At 63.1% G+C, this 14,699-nt stretch carries 16 protein-coding genes; 7 read left to right on the forward strand and 9 right to left on the reverse strand.

Annotated elements, in window-relative coordinates:
* The first annotated feature begins 7 nt into the window (after positions 1 to 7).
* Complete coding sequence (locus ACFELO_RS12070; RefSeq protein ID WP_440958012.1) at positions 8 to 355, forward strand: hypothetical protein; 348 nt, start codon at positions 8 to 10, stop codon at positions 353 to 355.
* 102 nt (positions 356 to 457) lie between these two features.
* Here the strand turns inward: ACFELO_RS12070 and ACFELO_RS12075 are convergent, their stop codons facing one another.
* Positions 458 to 1,066, reverse strand: coding sequence for a TetR/AcrR family transcriptional regulator (locus tag ACFELO_RS12075; protein ID WP_440958013.1), 609 nt, complete (start codon positions 1,064 to 1,066; stop codon positions 458 to 460).
* A 157-nt stretch (positions 1,067 to 1,223) separates the two neighbouring features.
* Here ACFELO_RS12075 and ACFELO_RS12080 point away from each other — a divergent pair, with 157 nt between their 5' ends.
* Positions 1,224 to 1,778, forward strand: a complete 555-nt coding sequence (locus tag ACFELO_RS12080; protein WP_440958014.1) for a carboxymuconolactone decarboxylase family protein — start codon at positions 1,224 to 1,226, stop codon at positions 1,776 to 1,778.
* 78 nt (positions 1,779 to 1,856) lie between these two features.
* Here ACFELO_RS12080 and ACFELO_RS12085 read toward each other — a convergent pair whose 3' ends face one another.
* Together ACFELO_RS12085 and ACFELO_RS12090 are read right to left on the reverse strand one after the other, a co-directional pair.
* Entirely contained in the window at positions 1,857 to 2,345 is a 489-nt protein-coding gene (locus ACFELO_RS12085) for a hypothetical protein (RefSeq protein WP_440958015.1), read from the reverse strand.
* Between the two features lie 59 nt (positions 2,346 to 2,404).
* On the reverse strand, positions 2,405 to 3,133 hold the full coding sequence (locus ACFELO_RS12090; protein WP_440958016.1) for a glycosyltransferase family 2 protein: 729 nt from the start codon (positions 3,131 to 3,133) through the stop codon (positions 2,405 to 2,407).
* A gap of 110 nt (positions 3,134 to 3,243) precedes the next feature.
* Here ACFELO_RS12090 and ACFELO_RS12095 point away from each other — a divergent pair, with 110 nt between their 5' ends.
* The 3 genes from ACFELO_RS12095 (at position 3,244) to ACFELO_RS12105 (ending at position 6,958) form a co-directional block, all read left to right on the forward strand.
* Complete coding sequence (locus ACFELO_RS12095) at positions 3,244 to 4,947, forward strand: ArnT family glycosyltransferase (protein ID WP_440958017.1); 1,704 nt, start codon at positions 3,244 to 3,246, stop codon at positions 4,945 to 4,947.
* On the forward strand, positions 4,944 to 5,846 hold the full coding sequence (locus ACFELO_RS12100) for a hydroxymethylglutaryl-CoA lyase (RefSeq protein WP_440958018.1): 903 nt from the start codon (positions 4,944 to 4,946) through the stop codon (positions 5,844 to 5,846). Before ACFELO_RS12095 ends, ACFELO_RS12100 begins: the two co-directional genes overlap by 4 nt.
* Before the next feature lie 116 nt (positions 5,847 to 5,962).
* Positions 5,963 to 6,958, forward strand: a complete 996-nt coding sequence (locus ACFELO_RS12105) for a hypothetical protein (protein WP_440958019.1) — start codon at positions 5,963 to 5,965, stop codon at positions 6,956 to 6,958.
* Between the two features lie 15 nt (positions 6,959 to 6,973).
* Here the strand turns inward: ACFELO_RS12105 and ACFELO_RS12110 are convergent, their stop codons facing one another.
* The 4 genes from ACFELO_RS12110 to cysS are packed head-to-tail and all read right to left on the reverse strand — an operon-like array spanning position 6,974 to position 10,145.
* A complete protein-coding gene (locus ACFELO_RS12110) occupies positions 6,974 to 7,876 on the reverse strand; it encodes a glycosyltransferase family 2 protein (RefSeq protein ID WP_440958020.1) in 903 nt (300 codons plus the stop codon).
* Positions 7,873 to 8,229: a membrane protein insertion efficiency factor YidD gene (gene yidD / locus ACFELO_RS12115; RefSeq protein ID WP_440958021.1), complete on the reverse strand. Its 357-nt coding sequence runs from the start codon at positions 8,227 to 8,229 to the stop codon at positions 7,873 to 7,875. Before yidD ends, ACFELO_RS12110 begins: the two co-directional genes overlap by 4 nt.
* Before the next feature lie 59 nt (positions 8,230 to 8,288).
* Positions 8,289 to 8,717, reverse strand: coding sequence for an iron-sulfur cluster assembly scaffold protein (locus ACFELO_RS12120; RefSeq protein ID WP_440958022.1), 429 nt, complete (start codon positions 8,715 to 8,717; stop codon positions 8,289 to 8,291).
* Between the two features lie 39 nt (positions 8,718 to 8,756).
* Positions 8,757 to 10,145, reverse strand: coding sequence for a cysteine--tRNA ligase (gene cysS, locus ACFELO_RS12125; protein WP_440958023.1), 1,389 nt, complete (start codon positions 10,143 to 10,145; stop codon positions 8,757 to 8,759).
* Positions 10,146 to 10,431: 286 nt separating this feature from the next.
* Here cysS and folE point away from each other — a divergent pair, with 286 nt between their 5' ends.
* A complete protein-coding gene (folE, locus tag ACFELO_RS12130) occupies positions 10,432 to 11,061 on the forward strand; it encodes a GTP cyclohydrolase I FolE (protein WP_440958024.1) in 630 nt (209 codons plus the stop codon).
* 57 nt (positions 11,062 to 11,118) lie between these two features.
* Here folE and ACFELO_RS12135 read toward each other — a convergent pair whose 3' ends face one another.
* Positions 11,119 to 11,751: an FMN-dependent NADH-azoreductase gene (locus tag ACFELO_RS12135; protein WP_440958025.1), complete on the reverse strand. Its 633-nt coding sequence runs from the start codon at positions 11,749 to 11,751 to the stop codon at positions 11,119 to 11,121.
* 104 nt (positions 11,752 to 11,855) lie between these two features.
* Here ACFELO_RS12135 and ACFELO_RS12140 point away from each other — a divergent pair, with 104 nt between their 5' ends.
* Positions 11,856 to 12,722 (forward strand): LysR substrate-binding domain-containing protein, encoded by an 867-nt coding sequence (locus tag ACFELO_RS12140; protein ID WP_440958026.1) that lies wholly within the window; start codon positions 11,856 to 11,858, stop codon positions 12,720 to 12,722.
* A gap of 57 nt (positions 12,723 to 12,779) precedes the next feature.
* On the opposite strand, the gene sppA is transcribed toward ACFELO_RS12140, so the two are convergent.
* Positions 12,780 to 14,645, reverse strand: coding sequence for a signal peptide peptidase SppA (gene sppA / locus ACFELO_RS12145; RefSeq protein ID WP_440958027.1), 1,866 nt, complete (start codon positions 14,643 to 14,645; stop codon positions 12,780 to 12,782).
* Positions 14,646 to 14,699: the final 54 nt, after the last annotated feature.

The raw sequence follows: 14,699 nt of genomic DNA on the forward strand, positions 1-14,699 counted from the left end.
TCAGGCCATGTTTGTTTCTGGCTCCAATTCTCCGCGCCGTCTGGCGCTGCCCGCCCCGGCCTCATCCCGGACGGTTCAGGCGCAACCGGCGCACCGCTCCGAGGACCGGCGCGATGAGCGTCGCGCGTCCGCCCAGACCGATCGCCGCGGCCGTCGCCGGACCGACCAGACCGCTGAACCGGCCATCGACCGCGCCACCAGCGCCTCCGGCGTTCAGGTTCAGGCAGACTTTCCCAATCCGCGCCGCGGCCTGCGCGCAGACGCCAGCGAACGCGCCCGCTATGCCCGCGCCTATGACAGCGCCCAGGCGCTGAGCCAGCCCGCCCCCGGTCGCTCCTGGGAGCGTTCGGCATGAGCGCGCTGTTCACGCTTGAGAACATCCAGCACCGCTTCAGCCCGGTCTGGGACGGTGTCTGGGTTCTGGCGTTCCTGTTCGTGATGATCTGAGACGCACCGACTAGTGGGCAGGTCCCTGCCGCAATGCGAGCACGTCCTGCGCCTTGCGGTTCGCCAGCCAGGCGGTGGTTATGGATCCGCCCGTCTGATGGGCCTCGATCCGGATTGCGGTGATATCCGCCTGCAGATTAACAGCCAGCTGCGCCGGATCGTGATCCGTCGACAGCTCCCCCGCCTGCTGCGCCTTGCGAAAACACGCCTCGAACGCCTCACGCATATTCAGAAGATAGGCTTGCGCCCGGTCACGCAGCTCAGGCTCGTCCTCGGTCGCATCCAGCGCCGTTTTGACCAGCATGCAGACCCGCACGGGCGTCTCACTGGCCAGATGCTCCTTGCCAAACGCGCGGACAAATCCCGCCAGCGCCTCCAGCACGGAGTTGGACGCCTCAAGACGCGCCGTCAGATCGTTCACCGTCTCGTCGAAATACCGCTCCAGACAGGTCAGATAGAGCGCGTGTTTGCTTTGAAAGGCCGCATAGATGCTGCCCGGCTTCATGTGCAAGGCCACCTCGAGATCCTTGAGCGAGGTCGCGTGATAGCCCTTGCGCCAGAACAGATCCTGAGCGGCTTTCAACGCTTCATCGCGATCATACGGTTTGGCTCGTTGCATACGGGCGCCCCTTCTTTTGCAGGGAGTCTATTACGGGATAGCCCTCACAGCCTAGCTCACATTTGAGTGATTGCTCAAATTATTTATTGAGTGATCACTCAAAGACCCCTAGCTCTCGCCTGCCCGACAAGCCCGGGCCAAGCGAAAGGATCCCGCCATGACCGCGTTCACCCTGCACACCGCCGAGACGGCGCCTGAAGCCGCCAAGCCGCTTCTGGAGAACTCCCTGAAAGCCTTCGGCATGGTGCCGGGCCTTCACGCCGTGATGGCGGAATCTCCGGAACTGCTGGACGCCTATCAGCGCGTGCACACCCTGTTTCAGAACACCAGCTTCAACGCCGAAGAGCTGACCGTGGTCTGGCAGACGATCAATGTCGAAAACCAGTGCCATTATTGCGTGCCGGCCCACTCCTTCATCGCCAAGTCGATGAAGGTGGACGACGCCATCAACGAAGCCCTGCGCAATGAAACGCCGCTGCCGGATGCCCGTCTGGAAGCGCTGCGCACCTTCACGCTGAAGCTGATCCGCCAGCATGGCGTGATGTCTGACGCAGACTTGCAGGATTTCTATGATGCGGGCTTCACCCGGCGCAATGTGCTCGAAGTGATCCTGGGCTACAGCCAGAAGGTCATGTCCAACTTCACCAACCATGTCGCCCACACCCCGGTGGACGCGCCGTTCGCGGCCTTCGCCTGGACGCCCAAGGACTAAATCCTGCACCAGGACGGAAACGAAAACGGCCGGCTCGAACTTCGAGCCGGCCGTTTGTTTGCGTCGAGGACGAAGGGTCTAGCCCGCGCCGAGGTCGCGGCGGGCCGAGATCGCGGTCACGGTGAAACCGGCCACAACATCCAGCAGCGCCATTACGATCAGAAGGAAGAAGGTGGAGGTCGCAAAGACCGGCACCAGCAAGAAGAGCAGGATGCCCACCAGCAGGGTCGCCATGGACAGACCGTGATTGAGCAGGGACGACGTGCCCGAGCTGGCCGAACCGATCATCTCGATGAACAGCATGACCAGAGCCAGCGTCAGGATGAGGTCGGCTGCAGACACCGCCCATTCGCCGCTGGGCAGGCCCAGGGTGAACAGGGCGTTGGTCAGCATGGACGCGCCTTCAGCGCCGAAGAAGGCGTCGCTGTAGGCCACCAGGGCGTAGACCGCCATGGGAATGAGCAATTTCGGAAAAATCGTGAACATGTTGAGCCCCCCGCTCTGTTGAACCTGCGCTTCAGAGCTGGCGAGCCCCACAGCAACACCTGAACCCGTAGAATCGACCATGACCGGTCTCCTATCCCCGTCGCCCGTCCACTACCGGCGCCGGTCAGGACCGGAGCCTTCTAGATCTCGTCCCAGCCGCCGGGCTGACGCGCACGGCTGTTGAGCCACATTATACCTAACATATCGCTCAAAGAGGCGAAAAGGCGACCCAGATTGGTATATTTCGATTGTCCCGCGACGCGTGACCTGTGGCCCACATCCCGGAACTCCACGTGAAAGCCTTCGCGCTTCATGAGGGCGGGGAGGAAACGATGCTGGTGATCAAAGAAGGGCAGAAGCAAATAAGCCTCACGGCGGAAGGCCTTGAGACCGCAGCCGGTATCATCGGCGTCGTCATTGAGCAGCGCCTTGCGCACGCCATTGCCGATGCGAGACGCCGTCTTCTTCCATTCGCTGTCCTGGCGACCGACCCGGCGGCCCGCCACCATGCCGGTAGTTTCCGGCTCGGCCATCAGCGCGTCCACAAGCGTGGGGATGTCCGCCGGCGGGTTCTGGCCATCGCCATCCAGCATGCACACGATCGGCGCCCTGGAGGCCAGAACGCCAGTGCGGATGGCGCGCGACTGGCCGGCATTCTTGTGATGGGCGACGATGCGCAGGGTCGGAATGGCGTCCTTGGCCGCGATCAGCTCGGACAGGGTGCCGTCCGTACTGGCGTCATTGATGATCACGATCTCGTGCGAGCGATCCTTGAGAACGCCATAAATCTCTTCCACAAGGCGCGCGGCATTGCCCGCCTCATTGTGCATGGGGGCGATAATGCTCAGCTCTGGGCGGGGATCAGTCATGAAACGCTTCGTCTTGGACGGACTTGCTTGAAGAATATCTCGCCGCGTTTCATACCGATTATTGAGACAGACGCACGACCTTTTTCTGTTTTCCTGTCTGCGGGCCGTTCATGTCGTTGCAAGACCGCCTGATAAACACCGAACGGGCCAGCCTGTTCATCGCCCTGCTGGCGCTCCTTGCGAGCCTTGCGGGCGTGTTCACCCTGCCCGTGCTCGACCGCGATGAAGCGCGCTTTGCGCAAGCCAGCGCGCAAATGGTCGAGACCGGCGATTTTGTGGACATCCGCTTCCAGGATCAGCCCCGCCACAAAAAGCCCATCGGCATCTACTGGCTGCAGAGCCTGACCGTCGCCGTCACCACCGGACCCGAAGCGCGTGAGATCTGGACCTATCGTCTGCCCTCAGTGCTCGGGGCCGTGCTGGCGGCGTTGAGCGCGTTCTGGATCGGGCGACGGCTCTATGATCATCGCACGGGCGTGTTCGCCGGCGCGCTGGTCTCGGTGACGCTGCTGCTCGCCAGCGAGGGCGGCATCGCCAAGACCGACGCCATGCTGGCGGCCATGACCGGGCTGAGCGTGCTGTCGCTGGTGGAGGTCTGGCTGGCGGAAACGCCCGGCAAACGCCGCAAATGGGCGGTGCTGATGTGGGTGTTCGTGGCGCTCGCCGCCCTCATCAAGGGCCCGGTGGCCCCGCTCATGATGGGCCTGGCTGTGCTGGCGCTTTGCGCCATCGAACGGCGCGTGATCTGGCTGAAGGTGTTCTTCTACTGGCCCGGCCCGCTGCTGGCGGCCCTGATCATCCTGCCCTGGCTGATTGGCGTTCAGATCGTGTCAGGCGGAACCTTCCTGTCCGAAGCGCTCGGCGGAGACATGGCCCCCAAGGTCACGTCCGGTCATGAAGGCCATGGCGCGCCGCCGGGCAGTCACCTGCTGCTGCTGCCCATCCTATTTCTGCCCGCCATAGTCAGCCTGCCCGCCGGGATTGCGAGCCTGATCAAGGACTGGCGTGAACAAACGCCCGACGCTCAGGCGGCGCGCCTGCTGGTCGCCTTCATTGCGCCCGCCTGGCTCCTGATCGAGCTCATGCCAACCAAGCTGCCGCACTATTCCTTGCCGATCTATCCCGCCCTCGCCGTGGTCGCCGGGCTGGGCTTTGTGCGCTGGGGCCGGGTGGAACGCCGTTGGCGCTTGCTTGGACTGGGTCTTCTGACGCTGGGCGGTCTTCTGGCGGCAGGCGTGCTGATCGCTCTTGGCGTCCGCTTTCACGGCGCGCTCTGGGCGGCCTATCTCGTAACCGGAATCATGCTGGTCTGCGGGCTGGCCGCGACCTTCGCGCTCTATATGCGGCGCTATGATCTGGCCTTGATCGGGCTGGTCGTGATGGGCTTGAGCTGGCACGGGCTGGGTCGGGGCGTGGTCGCTCCTTCCGCCACACTCCTGTTTCCGTCCGGACAAGCGGTCGAGCACGTTGTCGATCTGCGTGAGCTGGTTCCGGACGCCCCGCTCATTTCAACCTATACCGAGCCCAGCTTTGTCTTCCTGACACATGGGGACGTGATCCTGCGTGATGCGGACGAGATCACTGCGGAACTCGCGAGCGGGGACCTCGATTTCTACTCCCCGCGACTTTACGTGTTTGACCTCAGCCGCTGGAGCGATCAGGCGGCCCATATGCTTCGTCCGATGATACAGCGCGCCTGCGCGGTGCGGCTGGTGGACGGGTTCAACTATTCACGCGGCGAGGGCACGGTTTTGCTGATCGCCGCGACCGGCTGCAGCCCTGCTGACGCCGAGCCTTCAGGGAGTACGCCATGAGCCGCCCGATCGAGATTGTGGAAGTCGGCCCGCGCGACGGGCTTCAGAACGACCCGGTGCTGCTGGACACGTCTGTGAAGCTCGAATTCATCGAGCGACTGATCGAAACCGGCGTCAAGCGCATGGAGGCGGCGAGCTTCGTCAATCCCAAGGCCGTGCCCAAAATGGCGGATTCCATCGAGGTGATGGCGCAAGTCCCGCGCGATCGCGGCGTGTCTTTCATCGGGCTGGCGCTCAATGAGCGCGGCATGCGCCAGGCGATCGAGTCCCGGTGCGATGAGATCAACTATGTGATGGTCGCCTCTGAAGGCTTTGGCAGAGCCAATCAGAACGCCACGCCTCAGGACACCGCCGACCTTCTGGATCGCATCGCGGTGCTGGCCCATGACGCGGCCATTCCGTTGTCCGCCACTATCTCGGTCGCCTTTGGCGATCCGTTTGATGGCGAGGTGGACCCGGCCATTCTGGGCGAGCTGGCCAGCCGTGCCGCCGCGGCGGGTGCGCAGGAAATCGCCCTCGGTGACACCATCGGCGTCGCGACGCCCTGGCAGGTTCAGAAAGCCGTCGGCATTGTGCGCGAGGCCGCGCCGAAAGCGCACCTGCGCCTTCATTTTCACAACACCCGCAACACCGCCATCGCCAATGTCTTCGCCGCGGTCGAAGCGGGCGTGGACGTGATCGACGCCTCGGCGGGCGGGATTGGCGGCTGCCCGTTCGCCCCGAAAGCGACCGGGAATGTGGCGACCGAGGACGTGGTCTACATGCTCGAACGCGGCGGCTTCAGCACCGGCATTGATCTGGACAGGATGATCGAGACCGCCCACTGGCTCGAACAGGTCGCGCTCAAACACCCGATTGAATCCGCCCTGTCCAAGGCCGGCCCGTTTCCGCCACGTTAACCTATAGAATTAATTCAGGTATTACCCAACCCGGCCCATGCGGGACGGTCATCTTGTGTTCATCCACGCGCCCTATCGTGCCTGCATCTGTTTGATGTCCAGCTTGGGAGAGCGCCATGACACGCACCAGCATCCAGCTTCTGGCTCTGACCGTGAGCGCAATGGCGCTGAGCGCCTGTGGCGGCCCGTCCGGCCCCGAGGGTTTGGAGATGCGCGCGCGGCCACTCTCTGGCGAGATCACGCTGGGCCGGAATTTCGGGGAAGAGGTGATTGACCGGGAGGTGCAGGCCGGCGGTCTGATCCGCGCCCAGTCCATCCCCGAGCTCAATGGCTGCGCAGGCGGCATCACCGCCGAGCCCACAGTGACGATCCGCTATTCGCGGCGCGAGGGCGAGTTTCATGTGCGCGCGACTTCGCGGGGCGACACAACGATGATCCTGCACACGCCCTCTGGCCAATGGCTGTGCAGTGATGACGCCATCGGCTTTGATCCGGTCATTCCGGTGCCGTTCGCCGAACGCGGCGCGTATCAGGTCTGGGTTGGCGCCTATGACGCCGGCGAACTGCCCGCCACTGTCAGCATCAGCTCGACCCCGTTCCCGGGCGCGCGGAACGCGCTTGAACAAGGCTTGCAGGATGTCATCGGCGCGATTGCGGGCGTGAACACTCAACGCTCTGTCGAGCGCATTCCACTGCGCCCTGATCAACGCCCCCATTACGGCCGCATCAACTTCCGAGCGGGTCGCGGCAATGAAGAACAGGTTGATGTGCACGTCACCCCCGAACTGCCGCTGTCCCAGGCCAGCATGGAGTGTCCGGGTCACGCGACTCAGGAGCCCACGCTTGTGGTCAATCGCCGCAATGGCGGGGATGCGCCCTTCTCGATCTCGGCGGGCGCTGACTTTGACGCCACCCTCGCCGTCCGCCTGCCCGATGGAAGCTGGGCCTGCAATGACGACGCCTGGGGGCTCAATCCGGGCCTGACCTTTACGAGCGCCGATCGGGGCGAATACATCGTCTATGTGGGCAGCCTGAACCGCCGCATGGGCGGCCCGGCGCAGGTCTATGTCACCGACGGCAATTACGGTCCGCAGCAGACCACACGCAAATAGGATCAGGCCAAGGTTCTAGAGCTCGGACGCCGGCAGCTTGCCCGCGGTCCGGGCCTGGAGCTGCAACAGGAGTGAGCGCATCACCGCGCCCACCAGAAACACCGGCCCCAGCACAAAGCCCTGCAGCGGGCCGATCACCCCGCCATGCAGGGTGAAATAGCGCGCCAGGCCCAGCGCCTTGAAGACCTCGACCTTGACCTGGCTGATCTTGGAGGTGGAGCCCACATGGGCGATTTCCACCCGCGGCTCGAAGATCACTTCACCGCCCGCATCACGGGCGCGCTTGCAAATGTCGATATCCTCGACATGCAGGAAATAGCCTTCATCAAAGCCTTCAAGGCGCTCAAATCCGCGCCGGGTCATCAGCATCGCGGCGCCGGAGACCGTCGGCATGGCGACCGGCTTGGAGGGCAGCGGCTCATGCTCGCGATGAAACTCGCACGACAGCCCCAGGAACCCCGTCAGCGCCGAGCCCAGCGTCAGCGCGCCCCGTCGGCCGCCGCGTTGTTCCTTGCCGTCCGGACCGATCAGACGCGCGCCCACAATGGCGGGTTCGGTCCGCCCCTGCAGGGCCTTGAGCATCTGGCTGGCGTCGCCCGGCTTGAGCACGGCATCAGGGTTGAGAAAAAGCAGGGCTTCGCCGCGCGCCGATTGCGCGCCGATATTGCAGCCTCTGGAGAACCCCAGATTGGCGCCGGTATGGATCAGTCGCAGGCGGGCGTCATGACGGGCGCGCTGTTCCAGCGCTTCAACCATTTCAGGCGGATTGTCGTGATTGACCAGAACCAGCTCGTCCACATCACTGGCGGCGAGCACGGAATCCACGCACTCGAGCAGGACGTCACCCGTACGGAAGGTCACGATGACGGCTGAAATCCCTGATCGGACCGGCTGATCCACGTCCGTTACCCCGCTCACTCATCCCCCGGTGCGGCGTTCGCCGACAGGATGTAGCCCTCTTTGTCGCGCGCCGGCCCCTCGCGTAGCGCCCAGACTTTCCACCATGCCGTTTCACGACGCGGCGGCGGAGCCGGATCATATCCCCAGGTCCCGCCCGGTCGGCATCGCAGAACGCGACCCGCCGCCAGCCAGGAGCCTCGCCACAAACCCTGCTCTCTCACGCAACCAACGGCGTAATTGGAGCAACTGGGCTCATGACGGCACCGCACGCCTAGCGCGTACAGCACCGGAGACAGTCCGATCTGATAGGCGCGGAGCAGTACCAGCCCCACGCGAGTCGGCAAACGTGTTATTCCAGCTCGTTCGCACATTAGAGGCCCAGTCTTACACACGATCAATCCAAATTTCGCCCAAGCGGACTTCGGAATTGTCAACGTTGCGGCAGAGCCGCCTCAAACGCCTCAACAGCCGCGTCAAAGGCCAGCATTATGGAGCCATGACGCTGTCTGTATGATGCGGCGGGTTGAAGCGCCTTAAGGGCGGAAAAGCGACCATTCGGCGCCGCCCCTTCCTCTTTCAGCATCACCCTGAGCGCTTCGCGTGTGGCGCGAATTTCGTCCAGATCCGCGCCGATGGCCGCGCGGGCGAACACGCTGGCGCTGGCCTGCCCCAGGGCGCAGGCTTTCACCTCAAGCCCCAGATCAGCGATGCGACCGTCCACGACCTTCAAATCCAGCGTCAGCTCGGATCCGCAAATGCGCGACACCTTGTGGGCGCTGCCATCGGGATCGGAGAGGCGGCCGATATGGGGAATATCGGCCGCCAGCTCCAGAAGGTCATTGGTGTAGATGTCGCTCATGGCGGTTATGTCCGCACGCGGGCGGCCAGTTTCAAGATGTCAGCCCTTAAGCCGCCAGACGGCCCCTTCCGGCCCGTCATCCACCTGGACATTCTTGGCGTTGAGAATTTCGCGAATGGCGTCCGCCTTTTCAAAATCCTTGGCCTGACGCGCCGCGAGGCGTTCGGCCAGCAGCTGGTCGATCTCCGCGCGCAGCGCTTCATCGACCATATCCAGACCGAACCAGGCGTCCGGATCCTGATCAAACAGCCCCAGAAGACGCCCCGCCGCCAGAAGCTCGCCCTTGGCCCGGGCCTGCTCGGCTCCGCTGTCGGCCTTGTTGGCGCGACCGGCGATTTCAAACAAGGCCGCCAGCGCCTTGGGCGTATTGAGATCATCCAGCAGCGCGTTCATCACCGCTTCGGGCACATCGACCTCAGCCGCCTCAACCCCGTTCAGGCGCCGCAGCATGCCATAAAGCCGGTCCATGGACCGCTGGGTGTTTTCCAGAAGCTTGGCGTTCCAGTCGAGCGGCGCACGGTAATGGCCGGTCATCAGGGCATAGCGGATCACCTCGCCCTTCACGCCATTTTGCAGAAGGTCGTTGGGCTTGATCACATTGCCCAGCGATTTGGACATCTTCTCTGACGCCATCGACAGAAAGCCGTTGTGCAGCCAGTAGTTCGCCAAAGGCGCGCCGTCATGGGCGCAAACCGACTGGGCCACTTCGTTTTCATGGTGCGGGAAGACGAGATCGCCGCCGCCGCCATGAATATCGATGGTCTCACCCAGATTGGCCTCGATCATGGCCGAGCACTCAAGGTGCCAGCCCGGACGACCATTGCCGAACGGGGCCTCCCATTCCGGCTCGCCCGGCTTTGAGGGCTTCCACAGCACGAAGTCAGCCGGGTCCTTCTTGTAGGGGGCCACTTCCACGCGCGCGCCTGCGATCATGTCGTCCACCGAGCGGCCCGACAGCTTGCCATACTTGTCATAGGAGCTGACCGAGAACAGCACATGGCCTTCGGCGGCATAGGCGAAGCCATCTGCGATCAGCTTCTCGATCATGGTGATCATTTGCGGCATGTGCGCGGTCGCCGCCGGCTCGAGCGAGGGCGGTGTGATGTTCAGCGCCGCACTGTCCTCGCGGTAGATCGCCGCGTATTTGTCGGTGATCACGGAAATATCAACGCCAGCCTCAGCAGCCGCGGCGTTGATCTTGTCATCCACGTCCGTGATGTTGCGCGCATAGACCACATGCTCCGCGCCATAGACGTGACGGAGCAGACGGAACAGCACGTCAAACGCGACCGGCGGACGGAAATTGCCAATATGGGCTTCGGAATAGACCGTCGGGCCACACACATACATCGTCACCCGGTCGGCATCGATCGGAACGAAGTCGCGCTTCTTGCGCGCGGCGGTGTCATAAAGCGTGAGGACGGTCATCTGAACTTTTCCAAAGTCTGAGCGCAGCGCAGGGATTTGCGTTGCACTAGGGCGCCGGTCTACAACGTCGACCGCTTGGGAAAAAGACTTCTTACGGCATTGGACATTTCAAAGCCTGAAACTACCTAAGCGTCGGATGCGGATGAAACCGCTTCCCGGAGGATAACATCTAGACCCGGCGCGCGCCGACGGCTTCCCCGTCCCGCCCTGCTGGATCCGGAAACCGGTACTTCGTCGTCCTGCTCATTTTCAGGGCGGCGCCCGTCAACGAAAGGATCCGCCAATCATGGACGCCATGACTGACAAAGAAACCCTGGCCAACCTCCCTGAGGACGCCATCGTTCGCCCGACCCGTGAAGAAGCTGAAGAAGCTGTGCGCACCCTGTTGCGCTGGGCTGGTGACGACCCCCGCCGTGAAGGCCTTCTGGAAACGCCCAAGCGCGTCGTGAACGCCTATAACGACTGGTTCCGCGGCTATGACGAAGACCCGCACAAAATCCTCGGCAAGCGCTTCGAGGACGTGCAGGGCTATGACGACATGGTCATGCTGACCCATATCGATGTGGAATCGCACTGCGAGCACCATATGGCGCCGATCCTGGGCACGGCCTGCGTCGCCTATCTGCCCGACCGCGCCGTCGTCGGCATCTCCAAGATCGCCAAGGTGGTCGAGGCCTTCTCCAAGCGTCTTCAAACGCAGGAGACAATGACCGCCCAGATCGCCGATGCGATCGAGGAAGCGATGAGCCCGCTGGGCGTCGCTATCTTCGTGGACGCCAAGCACCAGTGCATGACCACCCGCGGCGTGCACCACCCGAACGTCTCCACGATCACCACCATGTTCCGCGGCGAGTTCAAGGCGAACGCCGAACTGCGCCAGCGCTTCATGAATCTGTGCGAGCAGTCCAAGCGCTAGGCGCTGTTCCCTCCACAAACAGAAAAGCCCGGAAGCGCTGCTTCCGGGCTTTTTCTTTTAAAAGCTCGCACCCAGCGCTCTCGCGCGCTCAAGCGCCGCCTTCATGCTTGCTTCAAAACGGTCGTCGGCGAATTCCTGATACTCAACGCCCACATGCTCGACCCGGCTCGCGCCCAGATAGCCCGACACCGCCTTCACATGACCCACCAGATGGCCCTGCCCGTCCCTGACGCCGCCCGGCTCAAATCCGAACTCGCCCCAGGCCGTGGCCAGAACGAGCGTCTTGCCTGACAGGACGGGCTCCAGCGGGAAATCACCGCGCGCCAGATCGAAAGTGAAGGTCTGGTCCTTGCGCACGACGCTATCGACCCACGCTTTCAGCCCCGCCGGCATGCCGTAATTATACATGGGCGCGGTGATCAGGATGATCTCGGCCTGGCGCAATTCGGCGATGGCCTGGTCACTCAGCGCCAAAAGCTGTGACTGCGCCTTGCTGCGCTGCGCCTCTGGCGTAAAGGCCGCCGCCACCCAGTCGGACGTAATGATCGGCGGCGGGTTCACGCCCACATCACGCTTGGTCAGCTCAAGCTCGGGATGAGCTTTTGTCAGCGCTTCCATGAAGGCGTCTCCGATGGCGCGGCTGAGCGAGCCATCCTTGCGGACGCTCGCATCTACTCTCAGGACCTGCATAATATTCACCTCTTGGACTGTCGAAATTGAAAGAGGCTTTTGAATTTCCCCATATCACGCGGGCGCGCTATAGAGATGACTTCAGCCAGAGATGAGATTTTCTCATGTCATTACAGACCTCACACCGGGGACTTCGGGCCTTTGAAGCCGCCGCCCGGCACGGAACCCTGGCCCGCGCCGCGCAAGAGCTGGGGGTGACGCCGACGGCGCTGTCTCACGCCATCAAGGCGCTGGAGGGCCAGTTGGGCCTGTCCTTGCTGGTCCGGTCCCCGCGAGGCGTGACCGCCACGCTTGAGGGCCAAGAACTGGCCGAGCGCCTGTCTGGCGCGTTCAGGCAGATCGATGCCGCGCTGGAGGCGCTCAAACCCCGGTCAGGCCGCATCACCCTGTCAGTGACGCCCGCTTTCGCCAGCCTGTGGCTAGCGCCCCGGCTGGCCCGTCTTGAAGAAGACCTTCCCGGTCTGAGCCTCCAGATCGAGACCTCCTACGCGCCCGTGGATCTCAAACGCTCGACCGGGATTGATCTCGCCATTCGCTACGGCCCGATCCGTGCGGGTGAGGAGGTGCTGGTCGAGGATGCATTCGGGGCCTTCGCCACGCCCGCCCTCAGGGACAAGGCGCTGGCGGGACGCAGCATGGACCTTCTGACCCCGCAATGGCGCATGCCGATCGGGAGTGCGCCCGGTTGGCGAGACCTGTCAGAACCGGCCGGCGCACCGTTCAAGATCGCCAATGAACGCGCCTTCGAGGATGAGCAGTTTGCGGTTCAGTGCGCATTGGCGGGACAGGGCGTGCTTCTGGGCAGCCCGCATCTGCTGAGCCTTCTGATCCAGAGGCATCTGCTGGTTCCGGTGGGCCCTGTGATGCAGCTCAAGGGCCCCGCCTACAAGATCGTGGGCCGTGAAGAGGTCTTGCAATCGAGCAAGGTCCGAAAATTCCTGCACTGGCTTCGCGCGCAATTTCAGGACTGACCATGAAAAAGGCCCGGCTGAACCAGCCGGGCCTTCCCGTTTCAGATCTGGCCGCGCCTATTGGCGATAGGCCGAGCATTCAAAGCAGGTGGCGTAAACGCCGTTGGGATCGTTCATCATGTTGATGGTCTCGATCTCGTCCTGCACGTCGCTGGCCATGTCGGCCAGAAGGCCCGTGCCCAACAGGCCTTCGCCAAACAAGGCAGTGCTGGCGCTCGAACCGAACATTTCCAGGAACTGGTGGAAGGGATCCACCTCGTCACGGAATTCGATGACGCGGTAATCGCCCTCTTCCAGACCCGCGCGTGCAGCCGCGGCGGCGATGGCCTCATCATAGCCGCCAATCTGGTCCACCAGACCGCGATCATAGGCTTGCTGGCCGGTCCAGATGCGGCCCTGGGCCACGGCGTCGACCTGATCGCGGGTCATGTTGCGCGATTCCGCCACGATGGACAGGAAGCGCTCATAGCCGTTCTCGATCGACGATTGCAGGATGATGTCCCACTCATCGGTGACGCCGCCCGTCGGGCTGGGCTGACGCGCCGTCTCGGTGAGCGCGATGCCGTCTTCATAAACGCCGATCTCGGCCAGGCTGTCCTCAAAGGTCGGGATAAAGCCGAAAATGCCGATCGAGCCGGTGATGGTGGTCGGCTCGGCCCAGATTTCATGGGCCGGGGTCGCGATCCAGTAGCCGCCCGAGGCCGCCACACCGCCCATGGAGGCGATGACGATCTTGCCTTCCAGGCGCGCCATTTCCAGCTCTTCCCGGATCAGTTCGGACGCAAAGGCCGAACCGCCGCCTGAATCGATGCGCAGCACGATGGCGCGGACATCGTCATCCAGACGCGCCCGGCGGATCAGCTCGGCATGCTGGTCGCCGCCGATCACGCCGCCATCGCCATTGCCGTCCACAATGCCGCCCACAGCCTTGATCACGACGATCTTGTCGCTCGGCAGCAGGTCGAACTCGCGATTGGCTTCGACATAGTCAAAGAAATCGCTGGCCACAAAGCCGAGAGAATCCTCGCCATCATCCCGGCCAAAGCGCTCTTCCAGCAGATCGCGATAGGCGCCGCGTCCGATCACTTCATCCACCAGGCCCTGGTTCTGCGCCACAGCCGCGGTATCGCCGCCATTAGCGACCAGCAGCTCGGGGAACTGGTCGGCATAGTCCTGCAAGGCGCCGTCCGACAGGCCGCGCGCCGCTTCCACGCTATCCTGATAGGCGTTCCAGATATCGCCGAAGACATAGCGGTTCGCTTCCGCCGCCGGCTCGGACATGCCGTCGCCCAGATAAGGCTCGAGTGCGGACTTGAAGGTGCCGACCCGATAGACGTTCACGGTGACGTGCAGACGCTCCAGCAGCGAGCGGAAGAAGGTGCGATACACGGCATAGCCGTTCACACTCGCCCCGCCCATATCGTGCAGATAGACCTGGCTGGCATGGGCCGCCAGGAAGTACCCACTCATGGAGTAATTATCGCCGTAGACGATGATCTCCTTGCCGGCTTCGCGGAAGGCGTCCATCTCGTGCGCGACCTGGTGCAGGGCTGCGGGATAGCCGCCGCCAAAGCGCTCCAGATTCATCACGATGGTGGTGACGTCGTCATCTTCGGTCGCGTGACGCAGACCCTCGACCACATCGCTGAGCAGCACTTCAGAGCCCGGGCCGCCGCCCAGCAGCGACGCCGTGAAGGCGTCATTGGGCGAGATGGTGGTGGGTTCCTCCACGATCGGACCTTCCGGTGCGAAGATCAGCACGCCGCTGTCGGCCATGTCGAAATCGTCATTGGAGAACAGGCTGCCGATGAAGGCGATCAGCAAGAAGAGGATCAGGAAGATCCCGAAAAGGCGCAGAATTCCGTGCTGGAACGCGCCGATATAGCGCCAGATGCGCGCCACGATGTTTTCGTCAGACGACATGGAAACCCCTGTATATCACCCCCGAGTGGACCTTAAAGGTGGCCCACCGGCAAA

Source organism: Oceanicaulis sp. LC35, from assembly GCF_052055585.1.
GTDB lineage: Bacteria > Pseudomonadota > Alphaproteobacteria > Caulobacterales > Maricaulaceae > Oceanicaulis.